Source organism: Polaromonas aquatica, assembly GCF_042659145.1.
Taxonomy (GTDB): domain Bacteria; phylum Pseudomonadota; class Gammaproteobacteria; order Burkholderiales; family Burkholderiaceae_C; genus Polaromonas; species Polaromonas aquatica.
In genome coordinates this window covers 929,296-954,001 of sequence record NZ_JBHSRS010000084.1, presented here as the reverse complement: position 1 = coordinate 954,001, position 24,706 = coordinate 929,296, and the positions used below count along the sequence as shown (strand labels likewise).

The 24,706-nt window shown below is 61.1% G+C and carries 24 protein-coding genes; 7 read left to right on the top strand and 17 right to left on the bottom strand.

Features of this window, described 5'->3' with window-relative positions; genetic code table 11:
* Positions 1-24 precede the first annotated feature (24 nt).
* From ACFQND_RS25735 to ACFQND_RS25725, 3 genes are all read right to left on the bottom strand, one after another.
* Positions 25-1,080: a hypothetical protein gene (locus ACFQND_RS25735; protein WP_371435138.1), complete on the bottom strand. Its 1,056-nt coding sequence runs from the start codon at positions 1,078-1,080 to the stop codon at positions 25-27.
* A 78-nt stretch (positions 1,081-1,158) separates the two neighbouring features.
* Entirely contained in the window at positions 1,159-2,019 is an 861-nt protein-coding gene (locus ACFQND_RS25730; protein WP_371435137.1) for an IclR family transcriptional regulator, read from the bottom strand.
* Positions 2,016-2,288 carry a hypothetical protein gene (locus tag ACFQND_RS25725; RefSeq protein WP_371435136.1) on the bottom strand — a complete coding sequence of 91 codons (273 nt, stop codon included), beginning with the start codon at positions 2,286-2,288 and terminating at the stop codon, positions 2,016-2,018. The genes ACFQND_RS25730 and ACFQND_RS25725 overlap by 4 nt, the downstream gene beginning before the upstream one ends.
* A 24-nt stretch (positions 2,289-2,312) precedes the next feature.
* On the opposite strand from ACFQND_RS25725, the gene ACFQND_RS25720 reads away from it, so the two are divergent.
* The gene (locus ACFQND_RS25720) at positions 2,313-3,305 is read left to right on the top strand and encodes a Bug family tripartite tricarboxylate transporter substrate binding protein (protein WP_371435135.1); all 993 of its coding nucleotides are present in this window, start codon (positions 2,313-2,315) and stop codon (positions 3,303-3,305) included.
* Positions 3,306-3,450: 145 nt separating this feature from the next.
* Here ACFQND_RS25720 and ACFQND_RS25715 read toward each other — a convergent pair whose 3' ends face one another.
* On the bottom strand, positions 3,451-4,434 hold the full coding sequence (locus tag ACFQND_RS25715; protein ID WP_371435134.1) for a Bug family tripartite tricarboxylate transporter substrate binding protein: 984 nt from the start codon (positions 4,432-4,434) through the stop codon (positions 3,451-3,453).
* A 223-nt stretch (positions 4,435-4,657) separates the two neighbouring features.
* Here ACFQND_RS25715 and ACFQND_RS25710 point away from each other — a divergent pair, with 223 nt between their 5' ends.
* Positions 4,658-5,026 carry a protocatechuate 3,4-dioxygenase gene (locus ACFQND_RS25710; protein WP_371435133.1) on the top strand — a complete coding sequence of 123 codons (369 nt, stop codon included), beginning with the start codon at positions 4,658-4,660 and terminating at the stop codon, positions 5,024-5,026.
* 7 nt (positions 5,027-5,033) lie between these two features.
* Positions 5,034-5,870: a class III extradiol dioxygenase family protein gene (locus ACFQND_RS25705; RefSeq protein WP_371435132.1), complete on the top strand. Its 837-nt coding sequence runs from the start codon at positions 5,034-5,036 to the stop codon at positions 5,868-5,870.
* Positions 5,871-5,931: 61 nt separating this feature from the next.
* Here the strand turns inward: ACFQND_RS25705 and ACFQND_RS25700 are convergent, their stop codons facing one another.
* The 3 genes from ACFQND_RS25700 to ACFQND_RS25690 form a co-directional block, all read right to left on the bottom strand.
* The gene (locus ACFQND_RS25700; RefSeq protein WP_371435131.1) at positions 5,932-6,906 is read right to left on the bottom strand and encodes a tripartite tricarboxylate transporter substrate-binding protein; all 975 of its coding nucleotides are present in this window, start codon (positions 6,904-6,906) and stop codon (positions 5,932-5,934) included.
* A gap of 64 nt (positions 6,907-6,970) precedes the next feature.
* Positions 6,971-8,395: an amidase gene (locus ACFQND_RS25695; protein ID WP_371435130.1), complete on the bottom strand. Its 1,425-nt coding sequence runs from the start codon at positions 8,393-8,395 to the stop codon at positions 6,971-6,973.
* A 23-nt stretch (positions 8,396-8,418) separates the two neighbouring features.
* Positions 8,419-8,832 (bottom strand): RidA family protein, encoded by a 414-nt coding sequence (locus ACFQND_RS25690; protein ID WP_371435129.1) that lies wholly within the window; start codon positions 8,830-8,832, stop codon positions 8,419-8,421.
* Between the two features lie 94 nt (positions 8,833-8,926).
* Here ACFQND_RS25690 and ACFQND_RS25685 point away from each other — a divergent pair, with 94 nt between their 5' ends.
* On the top strand, positions 8,927-9,838 hold the full coding sequence (locus tag ACFQND_RS25685) for a LysR family transcriptional regulator (RefSeq protein WP_371435128.1): 912 nt from the start codon (positions 8,927-8,929) through the stop codon (positions 9,836-9,838).
* A gap of 184 nt (positions 9,839-10,022) precedes the next feature.
* On the opposite strand, the gene ACFQND_RS25680 is transcribed toward ACFQND_RS25685, so the two are convergent.
* The gene (locus tag ACFQND_RS25680) at positions 10,023-10,445 is read right to left on the bottom strand and encodes a GFA family protein (protein WP_371435127.1); all 423 of its coding nucleotides are present in this window, start codon (positions 10,443-10,445) and stop codon (positions 10,023-10,025) included.
* A gap of 440 nt (positions 10,446-10,885) precedes the next feature.
* Positions 10,886-11,119, bottom strand: coding sequence for a hypothetical protein (locus ACFQND_RS25675; protein WP_371435126.1), 234 nt, complete (start codon positions 11,117-11,119; stop codon positions 10,886-10,888).
* Positions 11,120-11,296: 177 nt separating this feature from the next.
* Between ACFQND_RS25675 and ACFQND_RS25670 the strand changes: the two genes are divergently transcribed.
* Positions 11,297-12,688: an aminotransferase-like domain-containing protein gene (locus ACFQND_RS25670; RefSeq protein WP_371435125.1), complete on the top strand. Its 1,392-nt coding sequence runs from the start codon at positions 11,297-11,299 to the stop codon at positions 12,686-12,688.
* Positions 12,689-13,107: 419 nt separating this feature from the next.
* On the opposite strand, the gene ACFQND_RS25665 is transcribed toward ACFQND_RS25670, so the two are convergent.
* The 4 genes from ACFQND_RS25665 to ACFQND_RS25650 all read right to left on the bottom strand — a co-directional run bounded on the left by ACFQND_RS25665 (position 13,108) and on the right by ACFQND_RS25650 (position 16,347).
* The gene (locus tag ACFQND_RS25665; RefSeq protein WP_371435124.1) at positions 13,108-13,938 is read right to left on the bottom strand and encodes an IclR family transcriptional regulator; all 831 of its coding nucleotides are present in this window, start codon (positions 13,936-13,938) and stop codon (positions 13,108-13,110) included.
* 27 nt (positions 13,939-13,965) lie between these two features.
* A complete protein-coding gene (locus ACFQND_RS25660) occupies positions 13,966-14,901 on the bottom strand; it encodes a DUF6282 family protein (RefSeq protein WP_371435123.1) in 936 nt (311 codons plus the stop codon).
* A 14-nt stretch (positions 14,902-14,915) separates the two neighbouring features.
* Positions 14,916-15,293: a cupin domain-containing protein gene (locus ACFQND_RS25655; protein WP_371435122.1), complete on the bottom strand. Its 378-nt coding sequence runs from the start codon at positions 15,291-15,293 to the stop codon at positions 14,916-14,918.
* Between the two features lie 160 nt (positions 15,294-15,453).
* Positions 15,454-16,347 carry a Bug family tripartite tricarboxylate transporter substrate binding protein gene (locus tag ACFQND_RS25650; RefSeq protein WP_371435121.1) on the bottom strand — a complete coding sequence of 298 codons (894 nt, stop codon included), beginning with the start codon at positions 16,345-16,347 and terminating at the stop codon, positions 15,454-15,456.
* Between the two features lie 250 nt (positions 16,348-16,597).
* Here ACFQND_RS25650 and ACFQND_RS25645 point away from each other — a divergent pair, with 250 nt between their 5' ends.
* Together ACFQND_RS25645 and ACFQND_RS25640 are read left to right on the top strand one after the other, a co-directional pair.
* Positions 16,598-17,581: a quinone oxidoreductase family protein gene (locus ACFQND_RS25645; protein ID WP_371435120.1), complete on the top strand. Its 984-nt coding sequence runs from the start codon at positions 16,598-16,600 to the stop codon at positions 17,579-17,581.
* 2 nt (positions 17,582-17,583) lie between these two features.
* A complete protein-coding gene (locus ACFQND_RS25640) occupies positions 17,584-18,405 on the top strand; it encodes an NUDIX hydrolase (RefSeq protein ID WP_371435119.1) in 822 nt (273 codons plus the stop codon).
* A gap of 24 nt (positions 18,406-18,429) precedes the next feature.
* Here the strand turns inward: ACFQND_RS25640 and ACFQND_RS25635 are convergent, their stop codons facing one another.
* The 4 genes from ACFQND_RS25635 to ACFQND_RS25620 all read right to left on the bottom strand — a co-directional run bounded on the left by ACFQND_RS25635 (position 18,430) and on the right by ACFQND_RS25620 (position 24,631).
* Positions 18,430-20,091, bottom strand: a complete 1,662-nt coding sequence (locus tag ACFQND_RS25635) for a Na/Pi cotransporter family protein (RefSeq protein ID WP_371435118.1) — start codon at positions 20,089-20,091, stop codon at positions 18,430-18,432.
* Between the two features lie 73 nt (positions 20,092-20,164).
* Positions 20,165-20,665 carry a signal peptidase II gene (lspA, locus tag ACFQND_RS25630; protein WP_371435117.1) on the bottom strand — a complete coding sequence of 167 codons (501 nt, stop codon included), beginning with the start codon at positions 20,663-20,665 and terminating at the stop codon, positions 20,165-20,167.
* Positions 20,665-23,502 (bottom strand): isoleucine--tRNA ligase, encoded by a 2,838-nt coding sequence (ileS, locus tag ACFQND_RS25625; RefSeq protein WP_371435116.1) that lies wholly within the window; start codon positions 23,500-23,502, stop codon positions 20,665-20,667. The genes lspA and ileS overlap by 1 nt, the downstream gene beginning before the upstream one ends.
* A 118-nt stretch (positions 23,503-23,620) precedes the next feature.
* The gene (locus ACFQND_RS25620; RefSeq protein WP_371435115.1) at positions 23,621-24,631 is read right to left on the bottom strand and encodes a bifunctional riboflavin kinase/FAD synthetase; all 1,011 of its coding nucleotides are present in this window, start codon (positions 24,629-24,631) and stop codon (positions 23,621-23,623) included.
* Positions 24,632-24,706 lie beyond the last annotated feature (75 nt).

Here is a 24,706-nt window from a genome sequence, read left to right as displayed (position 1 = left end):
ATCGTTGGTGCCCGCCGGTCTGGCTTACCTGCTGCCGGTGGGCGGCGCAAATTCGCGCCAGTACTCGGGACGGTCGGATTGCTCTGCATAACTCTGCAGGCGATCTGCGGAGGCGCCCAGCAGTTCGCCGGCTGACTTGCCGCGGCGGTCCAGGTAGGCGTCAAGCTCGGCGATGCAGCCGCTGAGCGCACCGTAACCCTGCATCAATACCAGCGAGGTGATTTCCGTTGCTGCCGCGCCCGAAAGCAGGAAGCGCGCAACATCCAGCCCGCTGCGTGCACCGTTGGTGGCCAGCAGCGGGTAATCCCGGCCCACGCGCTTTCGCGCCAGGGCGATGCAACGCGCCGTCAGGGGAAGGGCCCAGCCACCGCCCAGCGCGGCCGAAGTGCCGAGCAGTGGGGCTTCGGTTTCCAGGTCCGGCATGAAACCCATGAAGCGCCCCATCAGCACCACGCTGTCCGCACCGCTGCGTTGTGCCGCGGCGGCCAGGGCTGCGGGGTCTTCGCTCTGGCCCGTCAGTTTGATCCACAGGGGCAGGCGGGTCGCGGCGCGCAGCCGGCTGACAATGGTTTCGATGCGGCTCGCGTCGCGTTCAAGCACGATGGCGCCCTTGGCTGCCTCGTCGCCGTGCGGTGCGCCTATGTTGACCTCAAGAATGCGAAAGCCCATGGCCTCAATCGCTTGCGCATAGGCCACGCACTGGTCGAGGCCACTCAGGATCAGGCTGGGAATAACGTAGCTGCCGACCGCAGCCGCTTCCTGGTCCAGTGCCAGCAACTGCCGCATCCAGGGCTCAAAGGCCTGTTGCACCAGGCCGGAGCGGCAAAAAATGCTGGCGTCGCCAGGTGCATTGAAGTCCCATGGCAAGGCTTGCCAGTCCTTGCCAAGCAGGCGGTAGTCGGTTTTGTCGAGCTGGGTTTTTGCGGCCTGCGATTCGTTGGTTGATTTGGCCACCACCGCACCTGCGCCGCTGGCGATGGCGGCGCGTATGCCTGCTGCGGTCATTGTGTGTTCACCCGATCCGCAGATAACGGGGTTTTTCAGTGTGATGCTGCCGATGGTGGTTTGCAAATTGGCCATGTTTTCCTGTTTCCATGAGGGTGGTGTGGGCCGGAAAGTTTTCCGGCAATGGGCTTTCGCCGATGAGCGGAATGCGGTTCAGCGAGTGCTGCGTTTGCCCTCAACCCTGGCATACATGTCGCTGTTGAGGCGGGCGCTTAACTCTGCGGCGGCGCCCTGTACAGCCTGCAGCAGCGCGGCTGGTGGCGGCGAAGGAATGTTGCGCGTCGCGCCTATGATCCCGATGATCCCCACCAACTCGTTGCCTGCCGAAAATATCGGTGCAGCCAGTACATTCACGCCGTCGAACACTTCACCGTTCGCGTCTTCGTAGAGCCGCTCTCGGATTTTCACCAGGCGCTTTTGTACCTGGATGGGGTCGACGATGGATTTGTCCGTAAAGCGCTCAAGCTTGCGCTTGAGGAGCTTGCGCTGCGTCGCTTCATCGCACCAGGCCAGCACGATGCGCCCTTGCGCCGAGCTGTGGATGGAGACCCGGTTGCCGGGTTTGACGGAGATGCAGACGGGGTTGTTTGACTCGACCGCCGCGACAACCAGCGCCGACTCCTGCGCGGCCACCGACAGCAGGGCGGTCTCACCGGTTGTATCGCGCAGGCGGGTAAGGTAAGGGTCGGCCAGGGCACGCAGGTCGAACTGGTTGTTGGCGGCGGTGCCGTAAGCCACCAGCCTGGCACCCAGGCGGTACTTCTCGCTGAGCGGTTCCTGCTCGACGGCGCCGATTTGCCGCATGGATGCCAGGTGCCGGTAGATGCGTGGTTTGGGCTGGTTCATCATCTGCGCCAGTTCCGTCACGCCCATGGGGCGGCGTGCCTGGCTGAGCTTGTCCAGAATGTCAAAGACGATGCCTACGGACTCGAGGATCACCGGGCCGGTCGGTGCACCTGGTGCCGCAGGCACAGCTTTCTTTCGCCGGTCGTTTGAGGGGGACAACTTGGTCATGGCTGGATTGGTTTTTGTTGCGGGCACTGAAATGCCGGGTTGATCAGGTTTTTATCAATCGGCAGGCGTTTTGCGATGCCTGTTTGCAGGGGCATGTCTTCACTATAGCCAAGGCCCGGGTGCTGCAAAAAATACGCCAAATCAAAAAAAGTGCCAACAGGAAAAGTATATTGTTTCTTTAAAAGAAATTCGGTTCTTTTGAAAAGAATAAAATATCTTAAATGCCGTGTTGCACGAACACACCGGGCAAGCGGCGTGAAGTCCCTCATACCACTCGAAAATCTGGAGATCTCATGAGAAAAAAATTACCCTTCACCGCGCTTGCAGGTGTTCTTTGTCTTGGCTTTCTTGCCGGCACGGCCACTGCGCAAACCGCAGCCGCTTCTGCCTACCCGACCAAGGCTGTGCGCCTGATCGTGCCTTTTGCCGCAGGTGGCGCCGTCGACCTGATCGGCAGGCAGATCGCTGTTGCCCTGAATGAATCCCTGAACCAGGCTTTTGTGGTCGAAAACAAGCCAGGTGCCGGCGGCCTGCTTGCACTGGAACAGGTAGCGAGTGCAGCGCCGGATGGCTACACGCTGGCCATCGGTGCTGCAGGCCCCCTGTCCATGAGCCCGTCCCTGTATAAAAGCCGCAACTTCGACCCGATCGCCCGCTTCGAGCCGGTCATCTGGTATGCGAGCACGCCCGGGGTGCTGGTCGTCAACCCGGCAGTCAAGGCCAAAACCGTCAATGAGCTTGTTGCCATCTCCAAGGCAGCGCCGCAACCGCTGAACATGGGGTCGGCCGGGAGCGGCAGCATCAATCACCTGATGGGTGAGTATTTCCAGGAGAAGGCCAGGATCAAATGGCTTCACGTTCCATTCAGGGGCAGTGCGCCGGCATTGACCGAACTCATGGCCGGGCGGCTGGACGTGATGATGGATATCGTGCCGACGGCCTCGCCGCTGATCAATACGGGGAAATTGCGGGCCCTGGCCGTGACGACGCCAAAACGCTCAAGCCTGCTGCCGGACACACCGACGCTCAAGGAGCTCGGCTATCGCGACTTCGACGTGAGCTCGTGGATATCGCTGATGGCCCCACGCGGCACGCCTCCTGAAATTGTCGAGAAACTCAATACGGCCCTGAACAAGGCGCTGCAAACAACCGCTGTGCGGGCGCGCCTGTCCGTGGTCGGCGCAGAACCTGAAGGCGGCAGTGCAAGTCGTGTGACGGAACGGCTGAAGCTGGAAATCCCGCGTTGGGCGGCCATCATCAAGTCATCGGGAGCCACTGCCGAGTAAGACCTGCATCGCAGGTTGCGGTGCATTGCCCGGTTGGTTGGGCAGTGCGCCTTGCCGGCAGACTTTTTATCCGGCCTGCTGCGCGCAGGCATCAGAAAAGCATGATTCGGGCAAGCGCTGGCAGGTGCCCGCAACAGCCGGTGTTTCAGTCGGGCTTGATGCCTGCGTCGCGTATGACCTTGCCCCATTTTTCAGCTTCGGTTTTGACCAGGGTACTCAGCGCTTCTGGCGTGGATGGTGCAGGGTTGTGACCAATGGCGTTGAATTTTTCCTTGCCCGTGTTTGAGTTCAGGAAGTTCTGCAGTTCGGCATTAAGCCGGGCGACTACCTGAGGCGGTGTTCCAGCCGGTGCAAAAACGCCGAACCACACCGACATGTCAAATCCCGCGACTCCCGATTCGGCCAGGGTCGGGACCTGTGGCAGGAATGGCGACCTGTTCTTGCCCGTCGTGGCAAGCGCACGCAATTGTCCGGACTTGAGCTGGCTGCCGATGACCGGTATGTCGGCGATGAGCGCAGAGACACGCGCCGTGACCAGGTCCGGAATCGCCGCCGCGTAAGATTTGTACGGTACGTGAATGGCTTCAAACCCCGCCGTCCGGCCCAGCAATTCAAATGCGAGATGCCCGGTCGTTCCGCTTCCGGCTGATGCATAGCTTATGGCCCCCGGCTTTGCCTTTGCTTTGGCAATCAGATCGGCGACGCTGGTGATCCCGCCGCTGGCGGGAACCGTCAGGAAAAATGGTACCTGGGAGACCTGGCCAACCGGTGTGAAGGATTTTTGTGCATCGTAGGGAAGGCGGGCGTACAGGCTTGGGGTAACCGCCATGGTAGAGCCCGTGGTGAGCAGCAGCGTATAGCCGTCGGGCTCGGCCCGGGCCACATACTCGGCGGCAATGACGGTGTTGCCACCCGTTTTGTTATCAACAATGACGGGCGTGCCCAAGGTGGTTTGCCAGTGCAGCGCAATCAGCCTTGCGAGCTGGTCGGCACCACCGCCTGCGGCAAATGGAACCACTATTTTTACCGGCTTGACGGGATAGTCTTTTGCGTGCGCTTGCGTGGAAAGCACTGCGGGTACTGCAAGAGCCGCTATGGCCAGGCATGGGAGAAAGCGAATTTTTTTCATGGCTGTTGTCTACCTGTTTGATTTAGTTGTTGGGGTCTTGCCTGATGTCCCGAAATAACATGGCATCCATCCGTCTGTATCTTCTCGAGCGACTTGCATGAGCCCAGGCAATACTTCTTCGTGCTCGCTGGATTTTGTGAAATTTTGTTTCTTTAAATGATATGCTATTTCTATAGGCGATACAAGAGAGATAAACCTCGGCATCATTTACAACGGCAAAACCATGAACTCAAAAGACCCTCCCGCAGACCCGCTGGCATACCCGGCTTCGTTGTTGTTCGGACTGGAGGCTTCGCAGCGGGGTTACCTGCTTAACCAGCTTTGCCGCTCCATGCGGGACGCGGCCAACCGGGCAGCGTTCGTTGCCGACGAAGCGGGATACATGAGAGGCATGGGCCTGAGCGAATCGCAGCAGGCGCTGGTCAGGCGCCGGGACTGGTTTGGACTTCAGGAGGCGGGTGCGAACCAGTACGCCCTTGTGAAACTGGCTGGTACCGTTGGTGTCACGCTGATCCAGGAGGGCGCTGTATTGCGGGACGAATCAGTTGCTGATTTTTTGGCAACGCGGCCATTGAATCGCGGAAAGGCTTGAGACAGACATGGCAAAAATTATTGGCGGCATCGGCACCTCGCATGCACCCTCCCTGGCCTACGCCTACGATCACGGCAAACAATCGGACCCGGACTGGAAACCTGTGTTTGATACCTACGGCCAGGCTAAACAATGGCTGGCCGAAGCCAGGCCTGACGTCATCATCGCTTTTTATAACGATCACCTGAACCGTTTCTTTTTTGATGCCTACCCGACTTTTGCCCTTGGCATTGGGGACCAGCACCCCATCGCGGATGAAGGCTGGGGGCGCCGGCCTTTTCCTGCGCTGCCCGGGCATCCGCAACTGGCAATCCATCTTGCAGAGTCACTTGTTTCGGATGAGTTTGACCTCACGATCTGCCAGGAGATAGAGATTGACCATGGCATCCTGTCGCCATTGCCGCTGCTGACCGATGCGCGCTGGCCGGCGCCCATCATCCCGGTTGAAATCAATGTCATCCAGGCCCCGCTGCCGACGCCCGCGCGCTGTTTCAAGCTGGGGCAGGCGATACGGCGGGCGGTTGCATCTTTCCCTTCCGACCTTCGTGTTGTGGTCATGGGCACCGGCGGGCTATCGCATCAACTCAGCGGCCAGCGTTTTGGCCACCTCAACCCTGACTGGGACGTGGAGTTCATGAACCGGCTGGTGGATGAGCCGGGCGAACTGAGCCGAATCACCCTCAAGGAACTGATGGTCCGGGGCGGTGTTGAAAGCGTGGAGGTCATCATGTGGCTGGCCATGCGCGGGGCCTTGTCTCCACAAGTGACGCGGGTCCTGCAATACAGCTATTCACCCATGTTGACGGGGTATGGCCTGCTGGTCATGGATGACCATGGGCTGTGACTGATGTAGCCCTGGTGCCCGGCACGCGCCTGTTGCGCGCGCCGGGTTCCGGCTATCAGTTTTAGTCTGACGAAAAGCCGGAAGCCTTGACCACCGGGCCCCACATGGCGACGTCGTCGGCAATGCGTTTTTCAAGCACCTCTGCCGATGCGAAATCGGCTTCCGTGCCCATTTTCTGCAGGGCTTCGCGCACTTCCTTGAGCGCCACGACCTTGGCTGTCACGGCCTGCAATTGCTGCACCGTGGCACGGGAGGTGGATGCCGGTACAAAAAAGCCGGTCCATTCGAGGTCGTCGAACTGGGGGTAACCCAGTTCCTTGAGCGTTGGCACATTCGGCAGTTGGTCGGCACGACGGGTTCCGTTGACGGCCAGGATTTTCACGCGCGTGCCGTGGTACTGCACCATGTCGGCGATAGGCAGCACGCCGGCGGCGAGCTGACCGCCCACCAGGTCCTGCGCCAGCGGTGCAGAGCCTTTGTAAGGCACGGCCAGCAATGCCGTCTTGGACACGGTACCCAGCTGGTAACCAATGAATTGCGGCAGGCTTCCGGGCGCGGGCACGCCATAGCTGGCGTGTTTCTGGTCCTTGCGTGCGGCTTCCAGCCACTGGGCAAGGGTGTTGCCCGGTGAGCTGGCGGGCACGGCAATCGATTCATAGAAACTGGCAATACGCGCAACCGGCTTGAAATCCCTGGCTGCCTGGTAGCGGATGGATTTCACGGTAAGGGGTGCCATGACCATCATGTGCGAGGTGCCCAGCAGGATCGTCAGTCCGTCTCCGGGCTGGCCTTTGACATAGTCAGCGGCGATCTGGCCACCTGCGCCAGCGCGGTTGTCGACAACCACGGGCACACCCAGTTCTTCCTTGAGCTTGTCGGCCATGATGCGCGCCAGCACGTCGGCCGAGCCGCCGGCCGGGAAGCCGACCACCAGCTTGACCGCACCGCGGTCTTTGGGAACCTGGGCCTGTGCGAGGCCGGCAAGGGCGAGTGCCATGGGGAGCAGGGCAAGGGACAGGAAGCGACGGTTTTGCATGGCGAACCTTTGAGTGATGGTTGATGACAGGTGGGAAAGAAAAGGAATCGGGTGAAGGATGGCGTTACAACGATGCCGTGCGCTTGAACCACGGTGCGGCCTGTTCCAGCTGGGCAGCCAGTTGCAGCAGGCGCGCATCCTCGCCAAAACGGCCGACAAACTGCACGCCTACCGGCAGGCCGGCGGCAGTCCAGTGCAGCGGCAGGCTCATGGCGGGCTGGCCGGTCGCGTTGAAGGCGCCCGTGAATGGGCAGAACGCGGCCATTGCTTGCTGGAACTGCTCCATGGTCAGCGTCTGCATTGACAGCTGGCCGATGGCGACCGGGGGTTTGGCCATGGTCGGCGTGATGAATACATCTGCGCTTTCGAAGAAGCGGCCAATGCGCCTGACCTCGCGGTTGATCACGGCAAAACGCGAGGCATATTGCACACCGCTGACCTTGCGACCCATGGCGATGGCAGCATGGACCACGGCATCCATCTCGTCTGGCCGCGCACTGCGGCCCAGCTGGGTCTCACGTGCGTCGACAAGGGCTGCCAGCCCGGTGAGCAGCAAGGTGCCGCAGGCGGCGCCCAATGCGGCACCATCAAATTCGGGCCGGCGTTCTTCGACCTCATGCCCCAGGTCCTGCAGCAGGCGCACGGTGTTTTCCACGGCGGTGCGGCATTCGGCATCGACAGCCCGGCCATCGAAAGTCGTGGTGGTGAAGGCAATGCGCAGGCGTCCGGGCGGGCGGGCGATGGCCTGCAGGTAGGACTCGGCCGGTTTGGCGGTGAAGTAGGGCGCGCCGGTGTCGGGGCCCGCGGTGACATCCAGGATGGCGGCGCAATCGCGCACCGAGCGTGTCACCGCGTGTTCGTGGCTCAGTCCGTGCGAGGCTTCGCCCCGGTGTGGTCCGGTCGGGATCAATCCGCGCGTGGGCTTCAGGCCGACCAGGCCGTTGCACGATGCGGGTATGCGTATGGAGCCGCCGCTGTCGGTGGCATGGGTGGCCGGCAGCATGCCGCTGGCCACGGCCGCACCGGCGCCGCCGCTGGAACCGCCGGCGGTGTGTGCCAGGTTCCATGGGTTGCGGGTGGGCTGGCCCAGTGACGGTTCTATTGATGCATTCATGCCGAACTCGGAGGACGCGGTGCGGCCGAGGATGACGAAACCGGCGCGCCGCAGGCGGGCGACGGTTTCACTGTCGAAGTCGTGCACATCACCGGCGAACAGCCGGCTGCCATGGGCCAGCGGCATGCCCGCCACCGGCGCATGCAGGTCCTTGATGAAGTAAGGCACGCCAGCAAAGGGCGCTTGCGCATCGCCGCTGGCTTCGCTCGCTGCCGCCTCATGAACATAGGTGACTGCATTGACCTGCGGGTTTACGGCCGCCACGCGTGCCAGGGTAGCCTCCAGCACTTCGCGGCGCGAGATGTCGCCACGCCGCACGGCATTTGCCAGGCCCATGGCGTCGAAAGCGCGGTAATCGGTGAAAGTAATCGACATGGTGGTTTCTTCGTTGAGGTTTATCAGCGCCGGGCGCTGGCGATCACGTCAATCTCCAGCTGGCCGCCCATGGCCAGCCCGTTGGCGCCGAAGGCACTGCGTGCCGGGTAGGGTGCAGTGAAAAAACGTTTGTAAATCTCGTTGAAAGCCGGCCAGTCTTTCATGTCGGCCAGCATCACGGTGCATTTGACGATGTGGTCCATGGAGTATCCGTGCGCCTCCAGCGTGGACTTGATGTTTTCCATGGTCTGCTGCGCCTGGGCCTGCATGCCGCCAGGAGCGAGCGTCAGCGTGCCGGGCAGGGTGCCCATCTGTCCCGACAGGTAGAGCGTGTCGCCCATGCGCACGATCTCGGAAAAAGGCAGGCCGAGCCGGCTGAAGGCCGGCGAGTTGAGGCGCTCAATGTGTTGCGTGGTTTGCGATTCAGGGGTGTTCATGCTGCAAATCAGAAAAAGGGGTTTGTCGCCAATGTAGTCAGCAGGCAGCATTCGCACAAATACAATATTGAGTGCGAAGTCATATAATTTTTGTATGTACCTGGACGGACGCCGACTGCACTATTTCCTCACCGTGGCTGATCTCGGCAGCCTGGGGCGTGCGGCGGACGTCCTGCACATTGCGCAACCCGCCTTGTCGCGCCAGATCCGGCTGCTCGAAGAGGACGTCGGCGTGCCGCTGATGGAGCGCAATGCGCGCGGCATGACGCTTACGGCGGCCGGGCGTGCCTACTACCCCAGTGCCCGTCGGCTGCTGGACGAGGCCACGGCCGCATCGGCGCGGGCCCAACTGGCCGCGCGCGGCGAGGTTGGCCACCTGCGCCTGGGGTTTTCGGAGATCTACGCCTGGCACCCGGACGTGTTGCGTGCCCTGCAGACCTACAGGCATGCCAGCCCGCGTGTGACCTTTATGGTCGAAGCGATGCTGTCGGGCGCCGTTACCGAACGGGTGCTTGATGGCCATCTGGACCTGGGGCTGGCATATACCGGTGTGCTGGACGCAGGCAGCCCGCTGCAAAGCCTTCCTTGGCTGGCGGACGATTATTTTCTGGCGGTCAACGAAGCCTCCAGCCTGGCGAAGCGCCCTCCCCGGCGGCTGGCCGAGCTCAATGGCGAGGACTTTATTTTGTTCAGGCGCGACCAGTCGCCACGCCTGCATGACGTGATGATCCACCATTTCCACCAGCAGGGGTTTTCCCCGCGCATTGTGCAGGAAGGCACAACGCACTACACCGTGCTGGGGCTGGTGGCGGCGGGGCTTGGCTGCAGCGTGATGCCCGCCAGCGCCCAGCAGCGGCTGCCGCCGGGCGTGCGGCTGCTGCGTGTGCCCGACCTCAATGTACGCATGCCTATAGACCTGGTCTGGCGGCGCGACAACCATACGCCGGTGATCCAGCGTTTTGCTGATTTGCTGCGCGGCGCCGGCGGCAATGCCACATCGAACTGACGCTGTTCTGAGCAATTAGAATTGTAAAAACTTGCGAGACGCCAAGGCGTCAATCAACAGCAAGGTAGCGGAAATGGATGATGTGACTGGCTGGAATCGGCCTCTCACTTATGCACTGTATGTCGTGCACTCGCTGCCGAGTTCATCGACAAATGACGCATGAGGACTCGTCACGCGACGAAGATTAGTAAGCCGGACCATCCCACCCGTCGAGGTACTTCGGCAGTTCGTCTTGTATGTCTATGGTCCGATGCCGATAGAAGAGATGCATCGTCGGCTGCATTTCTTCGGGCAATTCCTGCTCTGAGGCTCGGGCGACGATGCCGTTGGGAACAACGCGCATGCCGAGTCGGTTCGTGCCGAACACCGTTTCACCGCAAGCGGAGCAGAATGCTCGTGAGAGTTTTTTGGTCGGGTGCGAATATGTCGACACGCTGCCGCGAGTGACCTCGACTTGCTCAGCCAGCCACGCAGTTGCCGACAGCATTGGCGTTCCATAAAAATCGCGACAAGTCCCACAATGGCAGTTCGCTTTTGCCTGAGGTTCGCCATTCAGTGTGATGCTAACGGTGCCGCATAGGCACGCCATAAAACGCGGTAAGGTCATATCAGCTCCGGATTGTGCTCCGGAAGTATATGTACACCTCCGGGTTGCGCCCAGCGACTGACCGGGTGCCCGCGTCTCGTGATGACGAGATGGAACAGGTTTGAAAATTCGTCGCCCAGTGGATTGACGAAAGCCATAACGCAAGGAAAAGGTACGCCGGTGAGCAGTATCGAAGTGCGCAGGCCGTATGGGCTTTGACGCGGTGTAGGCTACAGTCGGCCAAAAAGCGGGCATCTACCCACGCCAAGGTTTCTGTTCGAAATCCATGGCGTCAGCCTCGTCATCTGAAGCAAATGGTTTCCCCGAATGCCTGGAGTCAAAGGTAGCCTGCAACAGCGACGCGAGGCAGATTGCCATCTTCGATGAAGTTACAAGTTATGGTCGTCCGACGCATTCAAGGCTCGTCGCATGACTGGATATCGGCCGACCATTCTTTGCCATCATGGGAAGCTCAAGTCCAAACCGAGCATCCTGGCAAGGGCGAAGGTGAAGAGCCCCAGGCCCAGGAGCACTAGCATGAAGACGGCAGCCACCTTGCCGCCCGCGCGTAGCACCGCGCGCTTGTCTGTCCCCTTCTTCCCTTGGTCGTAATGCCACTTGATGGCGAAGAACATGCACGTGCCGAGCGCGAGAGCCTTGAACGTACCGAAGACTATGGGGATCCAATCGAACATTTTGAGAATTTCCAGCCTATGACTTGACACTGTCTATCGTGGGGAGCACTTCTTCCCAGATGAGAGAGGCGAAAACGTCAGCGACTGCCATACAAGGATGGTGTTGCTGCACGTTCTGGGACATACTACTTAAAAGCAATTTCCATACATTGAGACAAAACGTCGCCGTTGAAAACCATGCAAGATGACAGATTGCCAATCTGGTTGCCGCGATTGACCGCGCAGGGCGGACCACGCTTTTTGCAGATTGCAGATGCCTTGCAGGCGGCGGTGGCAGACGGATCTTTGACCCCGGGTGACCGTTTACCTCCGCAGCGCCAGTTGGCAGCCCAGCTGGACGTCGACCTGACGACGGTCACGCGCGCATACGACGAAGCCAGACGCCGCCACTTGTTGGAGGGACGCGGCGCTCGAGGCACTTATGTTGCGGCGCCAAAAATCGAATTGACCGCTATCCTCGATCTGAGCATGAATACCCCACCACCGCCGGATGGCGTGGACTTCGACGACATGTTGAAACAAGGTTTGTCTCAAGTATTGATGAGGGCAGATGCTCACTTGCTGATGACTTACCACTTGGGTGGGGGAAGCGACTCTGACCGCAAGGCTGGAGCCAAATGGCTGGCGCCGATGTTTGGATATCTGGATTCAGGGCAGGTTGTTGTCTGTCCGGGTGCGCAAGCGGCGATCGCCGCATTGATCCTTGTGTTGACGGAGCCTGGCGATGTGATCCTGGCAGAGCCAGCAAGTTATCCCGGCCTGCGTACCGCAGCGACCCAATTCGGCCGGCGCATCATTGCGGTGGAAGCGGACAAGCACGGGATGGTGCCTGAGATGCTAAGCCAAGCGTGCCGCCAGCACAAGCCTGGGCTGGTCTACCTCAATCCGACATTACAGAACCCGACCGCCATCACCATTCCAGAACGCAGGCGCAAGGAGCTCGCCAGCATCGCGAAGCGCTGCAATGTACGCATCGTCGAGGATGATCCCTACTGGCTGCTTGCCGATGCACCGCCACCACCTATTGCCACGTTTGCCCCAGAACAGGTGTACTACATCTCAACCCTGTCGAAATGCCTGACGCCCGGCTTGCGTGTCGCCTTCGTGCTCATACGTGACCCGCACGAACGCGAACGTTTCCTGGTCGCGCTCAGATCATTTGCGCTGATGGTCGCGCCTCTGACGGCCGCGCTGGCCACGCAGTGGATCTTCGACGGTTCGGCCGACGGATTGATGGAAGGCGTACGCAAGGAGGCGCGCCTGCGCCACCGGATGGCCAGGGATATTCTGGCGGGGCGGTACAGCGGCGTTGGAGACGGCCTGCATGTATGGCTCGAGTTGCCGGGGTATTGGAACCCCTCACAGCTTGCGCGTGCAGCCGCTAGCTCCGGCATAGCAGTCACGCCGGCGGAGGCATTCGCGACTGGCGCAACCAGCAGCGAATCCGTGAATGCCATTCGGATATCTTTGGGCAGCATCAAGAACCGTGGACGCTTGCAGGCGGGTCTTCAACGGCTGTCTCATCTGCTTGCGCGGCGGCCCGAGTCGTTCAGCGCTGCTGTGGTTTAACTGTCCAGGAAACACGGTGCATCATTCAGGAGTTCTCTCAATGCGGTCGCACATGGGTTTGCTGCCTCAGTGTTTATGTATCGTGAGATCACGCGCGAAAGTGGACAGACTGGAAGAAAGCTACGTGAGCCGTGCAGGACAATGTCTGCTTTGGGCTCGTACCGGCTGTACGCCTTGCTCCGAAGCGGACATTCAAAACTCCCGTCTGAAGTGCTTCAGGTCACGAGTGTATGTTTCTGCCTTGACATGGAGTTGGTGTCGAGTTAACTGAATGTGTTTACGACTCTGGTTGGTCGGAGTAGACGCGGCACGAGCCCTTATTCCATTTGTAAATCATTCATCTCCAGGCGTTGAGCCGCAGGCCGTGCTGCAGCACGACAAGGCGAGACAGCAACGACAGGGATGGTTTGGAAATGGAATTATTTCCCGCCGGACATCAGGCGGCGAACTTCGGGCGGGATGGCGATGCCGCGCTGCTCATAGGCATCGCATCCAAACAGTGTTGAGAGCGCCGCTGCGCAGCCGCGGACCATGTCGGCCATGGCGCCGGCCGGTGAATGCGGGATATTCTGTATGGAGCCCACGATGGCGACAATTCCTATCAGGTCTTTTTCGCTGCGCAGGATGGGTGCGGCAACCACGTTGATGCCTGTCAGCGCCTCGTTGGGGGCGTCTTCCAGCAGCTGTTCATGGATTTTTTGCAGGCGCAGGCCAATCGCGTGGGTATCCACCAGCGAATGGGGTGTCGGCGCGGCCAGGGTGCCGCCCAGCAGCCGTTCCCGTTGCGTGTCCGTTGCATAGGCCAGGGCGATGCGGCCCTGGGCCGAGCAGTGGGGGAGCGGGCGGTTGCCGGGCTTGACGGTGATGCTGACATTGCTGTCGTTGTCCACGGCGGCGATGACCAGGGCCTCGCCGTTGAGCGGAATCGACAGCAGCGAACTCTGCCCGGTGGTTTCGCACAGGAGCTTGAGGTAGGGGGCGGCCAGCGCACGGATGTTGGACTGCACGCCGGCGCGTTCGCCAAGCTGGAACAGCTTCCAGCCCAGGCGGTATTTTTCGGTTGCCTGGTCCTGGTCAATCAGCCCGAAATTCTTGAGGGAGACGAGGTTGCGGTGAATCCGCGCCTTGGACTGGTTCAGGGCACGGGCTATCTCACTGACCCCCATGGGGGCCGGTGCGGCAGCCAGTTCATCCAGCAGTTGGGCCACCACCGCGACGGAGTCGAGCGAGTTTGCGCTTTCCGTTGGCACGGCGGTGTCCTTCCTCGTCAATGGCATTTATTCCAGTCCAATAAGTTGAGCTGCGTTAGTAGACACCATTTTTCGCACGTCCACTTCGCTGTAGCCCAGGTCCAGGCAGGTTTCGATGACATTTTTAAAGCCGTCTATGAGCCGCGGGTTGCCGATCTGCCCCAGGTCGGACCCCAGGATTGTGCGGTCTATCGAACCAGCCGTGATCATGGCCTGCAACTCCGGCGGGTCGTAGAACTTGAATTTGGAACCGGGCACAAACATGCACATGGAGTGTTCCATATAGGCGCCCATGCCCACCAGTTGCCGGATGTCCTCGAGCGAGGCATCCACAACATAGGTCGGGTGGTTGCACAGGAGGCGCTTGACGCCGCGGCGTTTGGCTTCCTCGAACAGGGGCCAGATCTCGCTGATATGCAGGTGCCCCGAAGACAGGACGATGTCGCTTTCCGCAATCATGTCCAGGATGGGCAGGACTTCCGGCAGGAGTTTCCCGGCCTCGTCGGTGACGGTCAGCGGTGTGGGCTCGGTCATGACCTTTTTGGTCTGCGGGAACTTGTCCTTGAAGTGCTCGTCCTTTTTGTGGTGGTCCAGATGGTTTTTGGACGAGAAGGTGGGCATCCAGACCAGTTTTGCCCCGAGCTTGATGCCGTGCTCCACGGCATACAGGTTGAGCCCGCCGGTGGTGTTGTTCAGCGGCACGCCCGACAGCAGCGTCACTTTCAGGTGGGAAAACTTTTTATTGAGCATTTCGGTCACGGGTGTGGCCGAGTAGTAGTGGTCCTTGATGAGCAGGGCCCGCATGCCGACGGAAGAGGCCTCGTGCATGGCATCGTAGTGGTCAAAGTAGCGCGGCATGACCGATGGGCCGCTGTGGCAATGCAGGTCGATGGCGCCCTCAAGCAGGCGGTCGGGCAGGCCGGGGTCGGTGGTGCGCCATGCGGTGGGGTTGGCGGTAGTCATGGTCGGTTCTTTCTTCAGGCTTTGGTGTTGTCGGAAAATTCGGCCGCCTGGTATTCGACCAGGTGCTTGTAGTCATCGCGTATGGGGGCGAACACGTCGAGGTTGAGCGCGACCTCGTCGCCAATCGGCTCGACATAGTGAAGGGTGTGGGGCGGCACGCGGACCATGCAGCCTGGCGTCATCTCGAACACCTGGTCGCCCACGTGGTAGTTCATGCGCCCCTGCACGCAGATGGCGATCTGCTCGAAATCATGCTGGTGCGGGCGTACCTGGATTTTGGGTTCTATCCAGTTCATCACCATGATCACGTCTTCGCCGCGGAACCCGCAGCGCTCAATGCCCTCACGCACAAATTCGCGGGGCAGCTTGTTCCAGTCAAACATCTGGGTCATGAAATGTTCCTTGTTGGTATGAATAAGTGATTCCGGCCTTCAGGCATGCATGCGGGCCGGGTGTTGCCTCAGTCCAGCTTGATGCCCAGCGCCTTGATGCGCTTGCCGGAGATTTGCTTGTCCTGTTTCAGGAAGGCTTCGAATTGCTGGCTTGTGTCGCCTATGGGCTCATAGCCGTAGGGGTCCACAAAGCGGTCCAGGAAGTCCTTGTTTTCAGCACTTTCTGCACGTCTGCCGTGATCTTGCTCACGAGTGCTGGAGGTGTCCCGGCGGGGGCAGCCAGTGCCAGGTAGAGGTTGGCCACGACGTTGGGGTAGCCGGACTCTGCAAAGGTGGGCACATCCGGCAATGCCTTGGCGCGTTTGCTGCCGGCGATGGCCAGCACCTTGACCTTGCCGCCCTGCAGGTGGGGAATGGCGGCGGTGGCGCCCGCAACCATGGCGTCGATGTTGCCGCCCAGCATGTCCTGTATGGCCGGCGCGATGCCCTTGTAGGGCACGTGGACCATCTCAAACCCGGCTTCCTGTTTCAGGCTTTCCATGGCCTGGTGTGTGGTGCCTCCGCTGCCGGCCGAGCCGTAGCTGTGTTTGGAGCCCTCTTTTTTCATCAGGCTCACGAAGTCCTTGAGCGTTGGGGTATTCAGGCCGCCTTTGGTGATCAGCACCATGTTGAAGTAAACAGCCCGGGTGATGGGAGCCAGGTCCCTGTCCGCGTCGTAGGGCATCTTGGTATAGAGAAACGCGTTGTGGGTAAACGCCGCATCTGATCCCAGCAGCAGCGTGTAGCCGTCGGCCGGGGCTTTGGCCACGACCGTGGCGGCGATGATTTCGTTGGCGCCTGGACGGTTGTCAATGACCACCTGCTGCCCCCACAAACCGGTGAGCGCCTCGCTCAGGCCGCGTGCAAAGTTGTCCACCGGCGCGCCTGCCGGATAGGGAACGATCAATTTGACCGGCTTGTTCGGGAAGGACTGGGCGCCTGCCAGCGAGGCGGTCCCCGCCAGCGCCAGCACGCATGCGCCCACGAGGTATTTTTTGACAAGTTTGTTGATCATGAGAAGTCTCCGCAGATGGATGAAAAAGCAAATTTCTAATCGGATCGTACCGTTGAGAGGAATACTGTACCATTCAGAGGAACAAAAAGAAGATAAGGGTTTTCACCTAAAAACAGCATTGAGGCATCTTCTGGATGCTCTTGAGTACGGGTGGCGTTCACACCCTGGCGGTTTCCGCCGGGGCGGATTTGTGCGATGTATGGCAGGATGTGGTTCAGATTTTTTGACCACCATCCAAAGGAAACTAGCCATGACCCTCGCCGTCCGCATCGACCAGCACGGTGGCCCCGAAGAAATCAAACTGGTTGACGTCACCGTGGGTGAGCCCGGCCCGGGCGAGATCCGCATCCGCCACAAGGCTGTGGGCCTGAACTTCATCGACGTTTACCAGCGCAGCGGCCTGTACCAGCTGCCCATGCCGCTGCAGCTCGGCATGGAAGCATCAGGCGTGATCGAGGCCGTAGGCGCGGGTGTCACGCACCTCAAGGTGGGCGACCGCGCGGCCTATGCCAGCCAGCCGCCGGGCAGCTACTGTGAAGTGCGTGTGATGCCGGCCAAATGTGTGTGCAGGCTGCCGGATGCGATTTCGTTCGAGACCGGTGCGGCCATGATGCTCAAGGGTCTGACCGCCCAGTACCTGCTGCGCCGCACCCTGCCGCAGGGCGGATTAAAAGCCGGCGACCATGTGCTGTTTCATGCGGCGGCCGGCGGTGTCGGCCTGATTGCCTGCCAGTGGGCCCATGCGTTGGGCCTGCAGCTGATAGGCACGGCCGGCTCCGATGAAAAATGCGCCCTGGCCAAAGCGCACGGTGCGGCGCACGTCATCAACTATGCCAAAGAAGATTTTGTGGCGCGCGTGAAAGAAATCACCGGCGGCAAGGGCGTCAAGGTGGTTTACGACTCCGTCGGCAAGGACACCTTTGACCGCTCGCTCGACTGCCTGAGCCCGTTCGGCCTGATGGCGAGCTTTGGCAATGCGTCCGGTCCGGTCGCGCCGTTCTCGCCCGGCATCCTCGGCCCCAAAGGCTCGCTGTATGTGACACGCCAGACGCTGTTTACCCACATCACGACGCGGGAGTCCACGCAGGAGATGGCGGACGAGCTGTTTGAAATGGTCACCAGCGGCAAGGTCAAGATCCGTATCGACCAGCGTTTTGCACTGGCCGATGTGGCCGAGGCGCATCGCACGCTGGAAGCGCGCAAGACCACGGGCTGCACCATCCTCACGCTTTGATCATGGCGACGCAGGTTGCTGTTGACCCGGGCTGGCTGGGCGCCTTGCGCGCCGGGGCTATCCAGCCGCCGCTGCGGCCACGGGTGCCGCTCTGGGCGGGTGAATCGGTGATTGGCTCGGTAGAGCCCGATTTTTTACACAAAATGGCCCTCCAGCCATTGTCGGAAGGGCGCCACCAGCTATTAAAAGAGGAGCATCCGGAGCGGCTGGGCTGGCGCCTGATGGGGGACGTCACGATCAGCCTGAACCAGCTTGCCAAAGTCCTGCATGAGGCCGGCCTGGCCGGCGCATGGCGCGATGAACAGCTGGCCGTGCATGACCAGTTTGGCCACCTCAAGGGCACGGTGGAACGTGCCGCCGTGCGGCCGCTGGGTATCACCACGCAGGCCGTGCACCTGGTGGGCCAGGCACCGGATGGCCGTTTCTGGGTGCAGCAGCGTTCGTTTGGAAAGTCCAACGATCCGGGCCTGTGGGACACGCTGGTGGGCGGCATGGTTTCGGCGGCGGATACGCTGGACACAGCGCTGCTCCGTGAAACCTGGGAGGAAGCCGGCCTCAGGATCGCAGACCTGCAGCAGTTGCGCTACGGTGGCCGCTTGACCACCCGCAGGCCCGCAACGGATGGCGCCGGCGCCGGTTATGTCATTGAAGACATTGAATGGTATGGCTGCACCGTGCCGGAAGGTCTGGTGCCGGACAACCAGGATGGTGAGGTCGAGCAGTTCCGGCTGATGGATGCACAGCAGTTGCTGGACGCCATGCAGCAGGGGCACTTCACTGCCGATGCGGCACTGATCCTTGCGGACGTGATGAAGCTGGCCTGAAGCCGTGCGCTGCCCGCAGCGTGCTCAGAGATTGTTGTCTGCCAGGGCCGGTTGTCGCAGCCGGTTGGGCGCCAGCGCACCTGCCGAGTCCAGGATGGGATAGGCGATGGAGCAGATGTGCGAGTTGATGCGCTTCAGATCGCTGATCAGGTCTATGTGCAGCGAGCTGGTTTCTATGCTTTGCACGGTGTTTTCCGACAGCCGGCCCAGGTGGGTGGTGGCGTAGGCGCGTTCCAGGTCGCGAAAGCGGGCTTTTTCTTCCAGCAGTTTTTGCGCGTCGCGCACAGAGCCGTTCAGGAACACGCTCATGCTCAGGCGCAGATTGTCGATCAGGCGGGCGTGCAGCTCGCAGATCTCGGCCATGCCGGCTTCCGAGAAATTGCGTCCGGGCTTGATTTTCTTGTCTTCGATATCAATCAGCACCCGTTCGATGATGTCGCCTATCTGCTCCATGTTGATGGTGAAGCTGATGATGTCGGTCCAGCGGCGGCTTTCTTCCTCGGCCAGGGCCTCGCGGGATATTTTGGTCAGGTAGTACTTGATGGAGGAGTACAGCGCATCGACCGAGTCGTCCATCTTGCGCAGGTCTTCCGCCAGCTTGAGGTCGTTCTTGCGTATGACTTCGAGCACGCCCAGCAACATGCTTTCAACCACATCGGCCTGGTGCAGGGCTTCACGCGCTGCATTGGAAATTGCCAGCGAGGGCGTAGACAGGGCCGAAGGGTCGAGGTGGTTGGGCCGTTCGCCGGAGGCGTTTTTCTCGGGCTTGGGCAGCAGCTTTTGCGTCCAGCGCGCGACCGGATTGGTCAGGCCTATGAAGGCAACGCCGACCATCACGTTGAACATCAGGTGGAAGATCACCACGACGGAAGCCGACTCGCCTATCAGCGGCCGTACATTGAGCAGCCACCAGCCGAGGAATGGCGCGGCAACCATCACACCCAGGATCTTGAAGGCCAGCGTGCCCAGGGGCACTTGCCGGGCTTCGATGGACGACCTGGCCGTGGTCAGCACCGCCAGCAGGCCGCTGCCCAGGTTGGCGCCCAGCACCAGCCCCAGGGCCACTTCCAGCGGCACGCCGCCGGAGGCCGCCAGGGTGGCGATCAGCAGCACCACGGCCAGGCTGGAATAGGAAATGACGGCCAGCACCGCGCCCAATGTGATCTCCAGCAGCAGGTCGCTGCCGACAGATGCAAGCAGGGCCTTCACCGCGGGCGCCTGCATCAGCACTTCGGTGGACGCGGTGACCAGGCGCAGGGCCAGCAGCATCAAGCCCAGCCCGATCAGGATGCGGCCTATCCGCCCCATGGTCGATGCCTGGCGCGGGATGAACAACACCACACCGATGAAGATCAATAGCGGGGACAGCCAGGAGAGGTCGAAGGAGAACACCACGGCGATCAGTGCCGTGCCGATGTCGGCGCCGCGCATGACGGCCAGCGCCGCCGGCAGGCTGATCAGGCCCTGGCCGACAAAGGAGGAGGTGATGAGGGCGGTGGCCGTGCTCGACTGGACCAGCGCGGTGACGCCTATGCCCGATAGCGCCGCTGTGAAGCGGTTGCCGACACTGCGCGCGAGGATGTGGCGTAAATTGGCACCGAACACCCGCAGGATGCCGGTACGTACAAGATGGGTGCCCCAGACCAGCAGCGCAATGGCCGCCAGGAGATTCAGTAAATGCGTCATAAATGTCAGGGATGACTATACGCCTGTATGCGATCCCTGAAGTGCATCCGCTGAGCGGGGTGTGCTCCTGGTTTTATCTGGCCCTGCGCACCCTCAGGATCTCGTCAAGGATCAGGCAGATGGCGCCTATGGTGATGGCGCTGTCGGCGATGTTGAATGCGGGGAAGTGCCAGTTGCCGTAGTGAAAATCCAGGAAATCCACCACATAGCCGTGCATGCTGCGGTCAATCACGTTGCCGAGCGCGCCGCCCAGGATGCAGGCCAGCGCAAACGAGAACAGCTTTTGCCCGGCATGCGACTTGAGCATCCACACGATGAAGAGCGCTGCGGCAACGCCTATGGCCGTGAAGAACCAGCGCTGCCAGCCCGACGCCGACGCCAGGAAGGAAAATGCCGCGCCGGTGTTGTGCACCCGCACGATGTTGAAAAAGCTGGTGACATGGGTCGCATCGCCCAGGCGGTAGTAGCCCAGGATCAGCACCTTGGTGAACTGATCCGCAATCAGCAGCAGCAAGGCCAGGCACAGCCAGGGCAGCATGGCGCCCGATGTTTTGGTGAAGCTGGATTTGGCCATCAGGCGTATTTCCTGTCTTCACCGGCGCCGTACAGGTTGCTTGTGCAGCGGCCGCAAATGGTAGGGTGGGCTGCGTCAATGCCCACGTCTTCCCGGTAGTGCCAGCAGCGCTCGCATTTTGTATAAGAACTGGCCCTGGCCACCGTATTTGTTGCGCTGCCAGCTACCAAATTAATAGCGGACGTGATGAAGACAAACTTCAGGTCATCCCCCAGGCTGGAAAGCAGTGCGTGGTCGTCCGCATTGACCTCCAGTGAAACTTCGGCCTGCAGGGATGAGCCCACCTTGCCGTCGGCGCGCAGGGCCTCGATGTCCTTGTTGACGGCATCGCGGATCTCGCGGATGCGCGACCACTTGGCCAGCAGGGCGTCGTTTTGCGGATTGAACGAAGCGTAGGTCTCCATGAAGATGGACTCCGAACTTCCGGCGACCTTCCAGGCTTCTTCTGCGGTGAAACTCAGGAACGGCGCCATCCAGCGCAGCATGGCCTGGGTGATGGCGTGCAGTGCGGTTTGTGCGCTGCGGCGTGCCAGCGATTTCGGCCCGGTGGTGTACAGCCGGTCTTTCAGGATGTCGAGGTAGAAGGAGCCCAGGTCTTCGCTGCAATAGATTTGCAGTTTGGAGACCACCGGGTGGAACTCATAGACCTCGTAATGCGCCAGGATGTCGGCCTGCAACTGTGCCGCACGGCTCAGCGCATAGCGGTCTATCTCCAGCATCTCTTCCAGCGGTACCGCGTCCGTCGCCGGGTCGAAGTCACTGATGTTGGCCAGCAGGAATTTCAAGGTGTTGCGCACGCGGCGGTAGGTGTCCACCACCCGCGCCAGGATTTTGTCGTCACCGGCGATGTCGCCCGAGTAGTCACTGGCCGCCACCCACAGGCGGATGATCTCGGCACCCAGTTTTTCGCTGGTTTTTTGCGGATCAACGCCATTGCCTTGCGACTTGCTCATCTTGCGGCCCTGGCTGTCCACGGTGAAACCGTGGGTCAGCAGGCCTTTGTAGGGCGCGTGGTCGTACATGGCGCAGGCCGTGAGCAGCGAGCTGTGGAACCAGCCGCGGTGCTGGTCGTGGCCCTCCAGGTAGAGATCGGCCGGCCAGGTCGATTGCGCCGCATGGCTTTTCTGCAGCACGGTGTAATGCGTGGTGCCGGAGTCGAACCAGACGTCGAGGATATCGTTGCTCTTGGTGTAGAACTCTGCATCCGCGCCTATCAGCGATTCGGCCGTGGCCTTGCTCCAGGCTTCGATGCCGCCCTGGGCGACCATGTCGGCCGCTGTGTCCATCAACTCCATGGTGCGCGGGTGTAACTCACCCGTGGCGGTGTGGATGAAAAAGGGCAGGGGCACCCCCCAATTGCGCTGGCGCGAGATACACCAGTCGGGCCGGCCGGCGATCATGTCGCGCAGGCGGACCTTGCCGTTTTCGGGGTAGAAGCTGGTTTCTTCGATGGCGTTGAGTGCCAGCTGGCGCAGGGTTTGCGGCGCCTTGTCCTTGGTGAACACACCTTCACCTTCGTCCATGCGGATAAACCACTGGGCCGCGGCGCGGTAGATCACCGGCGTCTTGTGGCGCCAGCAGTGCGGATAGCTGTGGCTGATGGTTTCGGTGGCCAGCAAGCGGTCCGCGTCGCGCAGCGCATCGACGATCACCGGTGCGGCCTTCCAGATGAACTGGCCGCCGAACATGGGCAGTTCATCCACATACACCCCGTTGGCTTGCACCGGGTTCAGGATGTCGTCGTGGTGGAAACCATTGGCCACGCAGGAGTTGAAGTCATCCACACCGTACGCGGGTGACGAGTGCACGATGCCGGTGCCGTCGTCGGCCGTGGCGTAGTCGGCCAGCAGGACGGGGGACAGGCGCCGGTAGCTATAGGTTCCTGTGCCCGGGTCGGCCACATCATGGAAGGGGTGTTTGAAGTTCAACCCGGCGAGTTTTTCGCCGAGAGCGGTGGCCAGGACCGTGCCTTCGAGCTGGTAACGCGCCAAGGCTTTTTCGACCAGGGCCGAGGCCAGCACCAGCAGGCCACGCGGGGTGTCCACCAGCGCGTATTCCAGCGTCGGATTCAGGTTCAGCGCCTGGTTCGCGGGGATGGTCCAGGCGGTGGTGGTCCAGATGACGATGGATGCCGGTTTGTCCAGCGCCGGCAGGCCAAAGGCCGCAGCCAGTTTGGCCGGCTCGGCGGATTCAAAGGCCACGTCTATGGTTTGCGACTTCTTGTCGGCGTATTCGATCTCGAACTCGGCCAGCGAGCTGCGGCAGTCGAAACACCAGTACACGGGTTTGAGGCCGCGGTAGACAAAACCGCGTTCCATGATGCGTTTGAGCGCGCGGATTTCATCGGCCTCGTTGCCGGGGTTCATGGTCAGGTAGGGGTTGTCCCATTCGCCGAGCACACCCAGGCGTTTGAAGTCTTCTTTTTGCAGCGCGATCTGTTCGGTGGCGTAGGCGCGGCTTTTGGCCTGCACTTCGTCGCGGCTCAGGTTGCGGCCAAAGGTTTTTTCGATCTGATTCTCGATGGGCAGGCCGTGGCAGTCCCAGCCCGGCACGTAGATGGCGTCCAGGCCCTTGAGCTGGCGCGCCTTGACGATCATGTCTTTCAGGATCTTGTTGACCGCGTGGCCCATGTGGATCTGGCCGTTGGCGTAGGGCGGGCCATCGTGCAGCACAAACTTGGACGCGCCGGCGCGCACGTCGCGCAGCTTTTTGTAAATGCCTTTTTCGTCCCATTCCTTGACCCAGCCCGGCTCGCGTTTGGGCAGGTCGCCGCGCATGGGGAAAGGGGTGTCGGGCAGGTTGAGGGTACTGCGGTAATCGGTTTTGGTGTCGGACATGGGAATTTCTGGAGAGGCTTCGACAGGCTCAGCCCGAACGCGGGCGTCGGGTGGAATGGGAAATTGAGTGCCGTTCGCCCTGAGCTTGTCGAAGGGCGGCGACCAGTGACGAGATCGTCTAAATTCGGTCGCGCGTGGTCTGGCGGCTGGTTTCCGTGTGCATGGAGGCAAAAAACGCCCGCGCGTCGTCGCAGTCTTTGGCGATGCCCGCTTTCAGGCTCTCCAGGCTGTCGTACCTGAGTTCGTCGTGCAGTTTATGTAGCAGTTCCACGCGGATGATTTTACCGTACGCCCCCTCGGCTCCGAGGCTGGCAGGCCATTCCAGGCAATGGGTCTCCAGCAGCACGCGCCCGCCATTGACATCGTCCGGGTCCAGCGAGGGGCGTATGCCCATGTTGGCCACGCCCGGCAAGGCCTTGTCGGCCAGGCCGTGCACCTGCACCGCAAAAATTCCGCTGGCTGCCGGATTCCAGTGTGAAAACCGCAGGTTGAGCGTGCGAAACCCCAGGTCGCGGCCCAGTTTGCGGCCATGAACCACATGGCCGGAGATGCTGTAGGGGCGTCCCAGCAGGCCGGCCACCCGGTTCATCTGGCCCTGGCCCAGGGCCTCGCGCACGGCCGAGCTTGAAACCCGCGCGCCGTGCACCTCATAGCTGTTCATGCGGGCCACATCAAAGCCCAGGTGGTCTCCCGCTGCGTCCAGCATGGCGTAGTCGCCGGCGCGTTTGCTCCCAAAACGGAAGTCGTCGCCCACCAGCACGTACTTGGCACCCAGACCCTGCACCAGTACCTCGTTGATAAAGGCGTCGGGGGATTGCCCCGACAGGCGCGCATCAAAGGGCAGTACCACACACTGGTCAATGCCGCAGCGTGCCAGTTCGGTCAGCTTGTCGCGCAGGGTGGCGATGCGGGCGGGCGCCAGCTCTGGTTTGCGGGCCTGGGCGGCGAAATAGTCGCGCGGATGCGGCTCAAAGCTCATGACGCAGCTGGGAATGCCCCGGTGCTGTGCCTCATTGATAAGCAGCGCCAGCATGGCCTGGTGGCCCCGGTGCACACCGTCGAAATTGCCGATTGTCAGGGCGCACTCTGGCGCAAGCCGGGGGTTGCGGTAACCGCGAAAAACTTTCATGGGTCCAATTATCGTTTTTATAGCGCCGGGCGCAGCTTAATCACGGCGTTTAACCTGTTTGTCGTGATTTCACTG

Bases quoted from the DNA above. Each gene is read 5' to 3' on its own strand.
- lspA (WP_371435117.1), bottom strand. From the start codon at position 20,665: ATGGCCAAATCCAGCTTCACCAAAACATCGGGCGCCATGCTGCCCTGG.
- ACFQND_RS25705 (WP_371435132.1), top strand. From the start codon at position 5,034: ATGGCAAAAATTATTGGCGGCATCGGCACCTCGCATGCACCCTCCCTG.
- ACFQND_RS25675 (WP_371435126.1), bottom strand. From the start codon at position 11,119: ATGTTCGATTGGATCCCCATAGTCTTCGGTACGTTCAAGGCTCTCGCG.
- ACFQND_RS25700 (WP_371435131.1), bottom strand. From the start codon at position 6,906: ATGCAAAACCGTCGCTTCCTGTCCCTTGCCCTGCTCCCCATGGCACTC.
- ACFQND_RS25730 (WP_371435137.1), bottom strand. From the start codon at position 2,019: ATGACCAAGTTGTCCCCCTCAAACGACCGGCGAAAGAAAGCTGTGCCT.
- ACFQND_RS25685 (WP_371435128.1), top strand. From the start codon at position 8,927: ATGTACCTGGACGGACGCCGACTGCACTATTTCCTCACCGTGGCTGAT.
- ACFQND_RS25660 (WP_371435123.1), bottom strand. From the start codon at position 14,901: ATGACTACCGCCAACCCCACCGCATGGCGCACCACCGACCCCGGCCTG.
- ACFQND_RS25695 (WP_371435130.1), bottom strand. From the start codon at position 8,395: ATGTCGATTACTTTCACCGATTACCGCGCTTTCGACGCCATGGGCCTG.
- ACFQND_RS25735 (WP_371435138.1), bottom strand. From the start codon at position 1,080: ATGGCCAATTTGCAAACCACCATCGGCAGCATCACACTGAAAAACCCC.
- ACFQND_RS25650 (WP_371435121.1), bottom strand. From the start codon at position 16,347: ATGATCAACAAACTTGTCAAAAAATACCTCGTGGGCGCATGCGTGCTG.
- ACFQND_RS25680 (WP_371435127.1), bottom strand. From the start codon at position 10,445: ATGACCTTACCGCGTTTTATGGCGTGCCTATGCGGCACCGTTAGCATC.
- ACFQND_RS25720 (WP_371435135.1), top strand. From the start codon at position 2,313: ATGAGAAAAAAATTACCCTTCACCGCGCTTGCAGGTGTTCTTTGTCTT.
- ACFQND_RS25725 (WP_371435136.1), bottom strand. From the start codon at position 2,288: ATGAGGGACTTCACGCCGCTTGCCCGGTGTGTTCGTGCAACACGGCAT.
- ACFQND_RS25620 (WP_371435115.1), bottom strand. From the start codon at position 24,631: ATGAAAGTTTTTCGCGGTTACCGCAACCCCCGGCTTGCGCCAGAGTGC.
- ileS (WP_371435116.1), bottom strand. From the start codon at position 23,502: ATGTCCGACACCAAAACCGATTACCGCAGTACCCTCAACCTGCCCGAC.
- ACFQND_RS25670 (WP_371435125.1), top strand. From the start codon at position 11,297: ATGCAAGATGACAGATTGCCAATCTGGTTGCCGCGATTGACCGCGCAG.
- ACFQND_RS25640 (WP_371435119.1), top strand. From the start codon at position 17,584: ATGGCGACGCAGGTTGCTGTTGACCCGGGCTGGCTGGGCGCCTTGCGC.
- ACFQND_RS25635 (WP_371435118.1), bottom strand. From the start codon at position 20,091: ATGACGCATTTACTGAATCTCCTGGCGGCCATTGCGCTGCTGGTCTGG.
- ACFQND_RS25690 (WP_371435129.1), bottom strand. From the start codon at position 8,832: ATGAACACCCCTGAATCGCAAACCACGCAACACATTGAGCGCCTCAAC.
- ACFQND_RS25645 (WP_371435120.1), top strand. From the start codon at position 16,598: ATGACCCTCGCCGTCCGCATCGACCAGCACGGTGGCCCCGAAGAAATC.
- ACFQND_RS25715 (WP_371435134.1), bottom strand. From the start codon at position 4,434: ATGAAAAAAATTCGCTTTCTCCCATGCCTGGCCATAGCGGCTCTTGCA.
- ACFQND_RS25710 (WP_371435133.1), top strand. From the start codon at position 4,658: ATGAACTCAAAAGACCCTCCCGCAGACCCGCTGGCATACCCGGCTTCG.
- ACFQND_RS25655 (WP_371435122.1), bottom strand. From the start codon at position 15,293: ATGACCCAGATGTTTGACTGGAACAAGCTGCCCCGCGAATTTGTGCGT.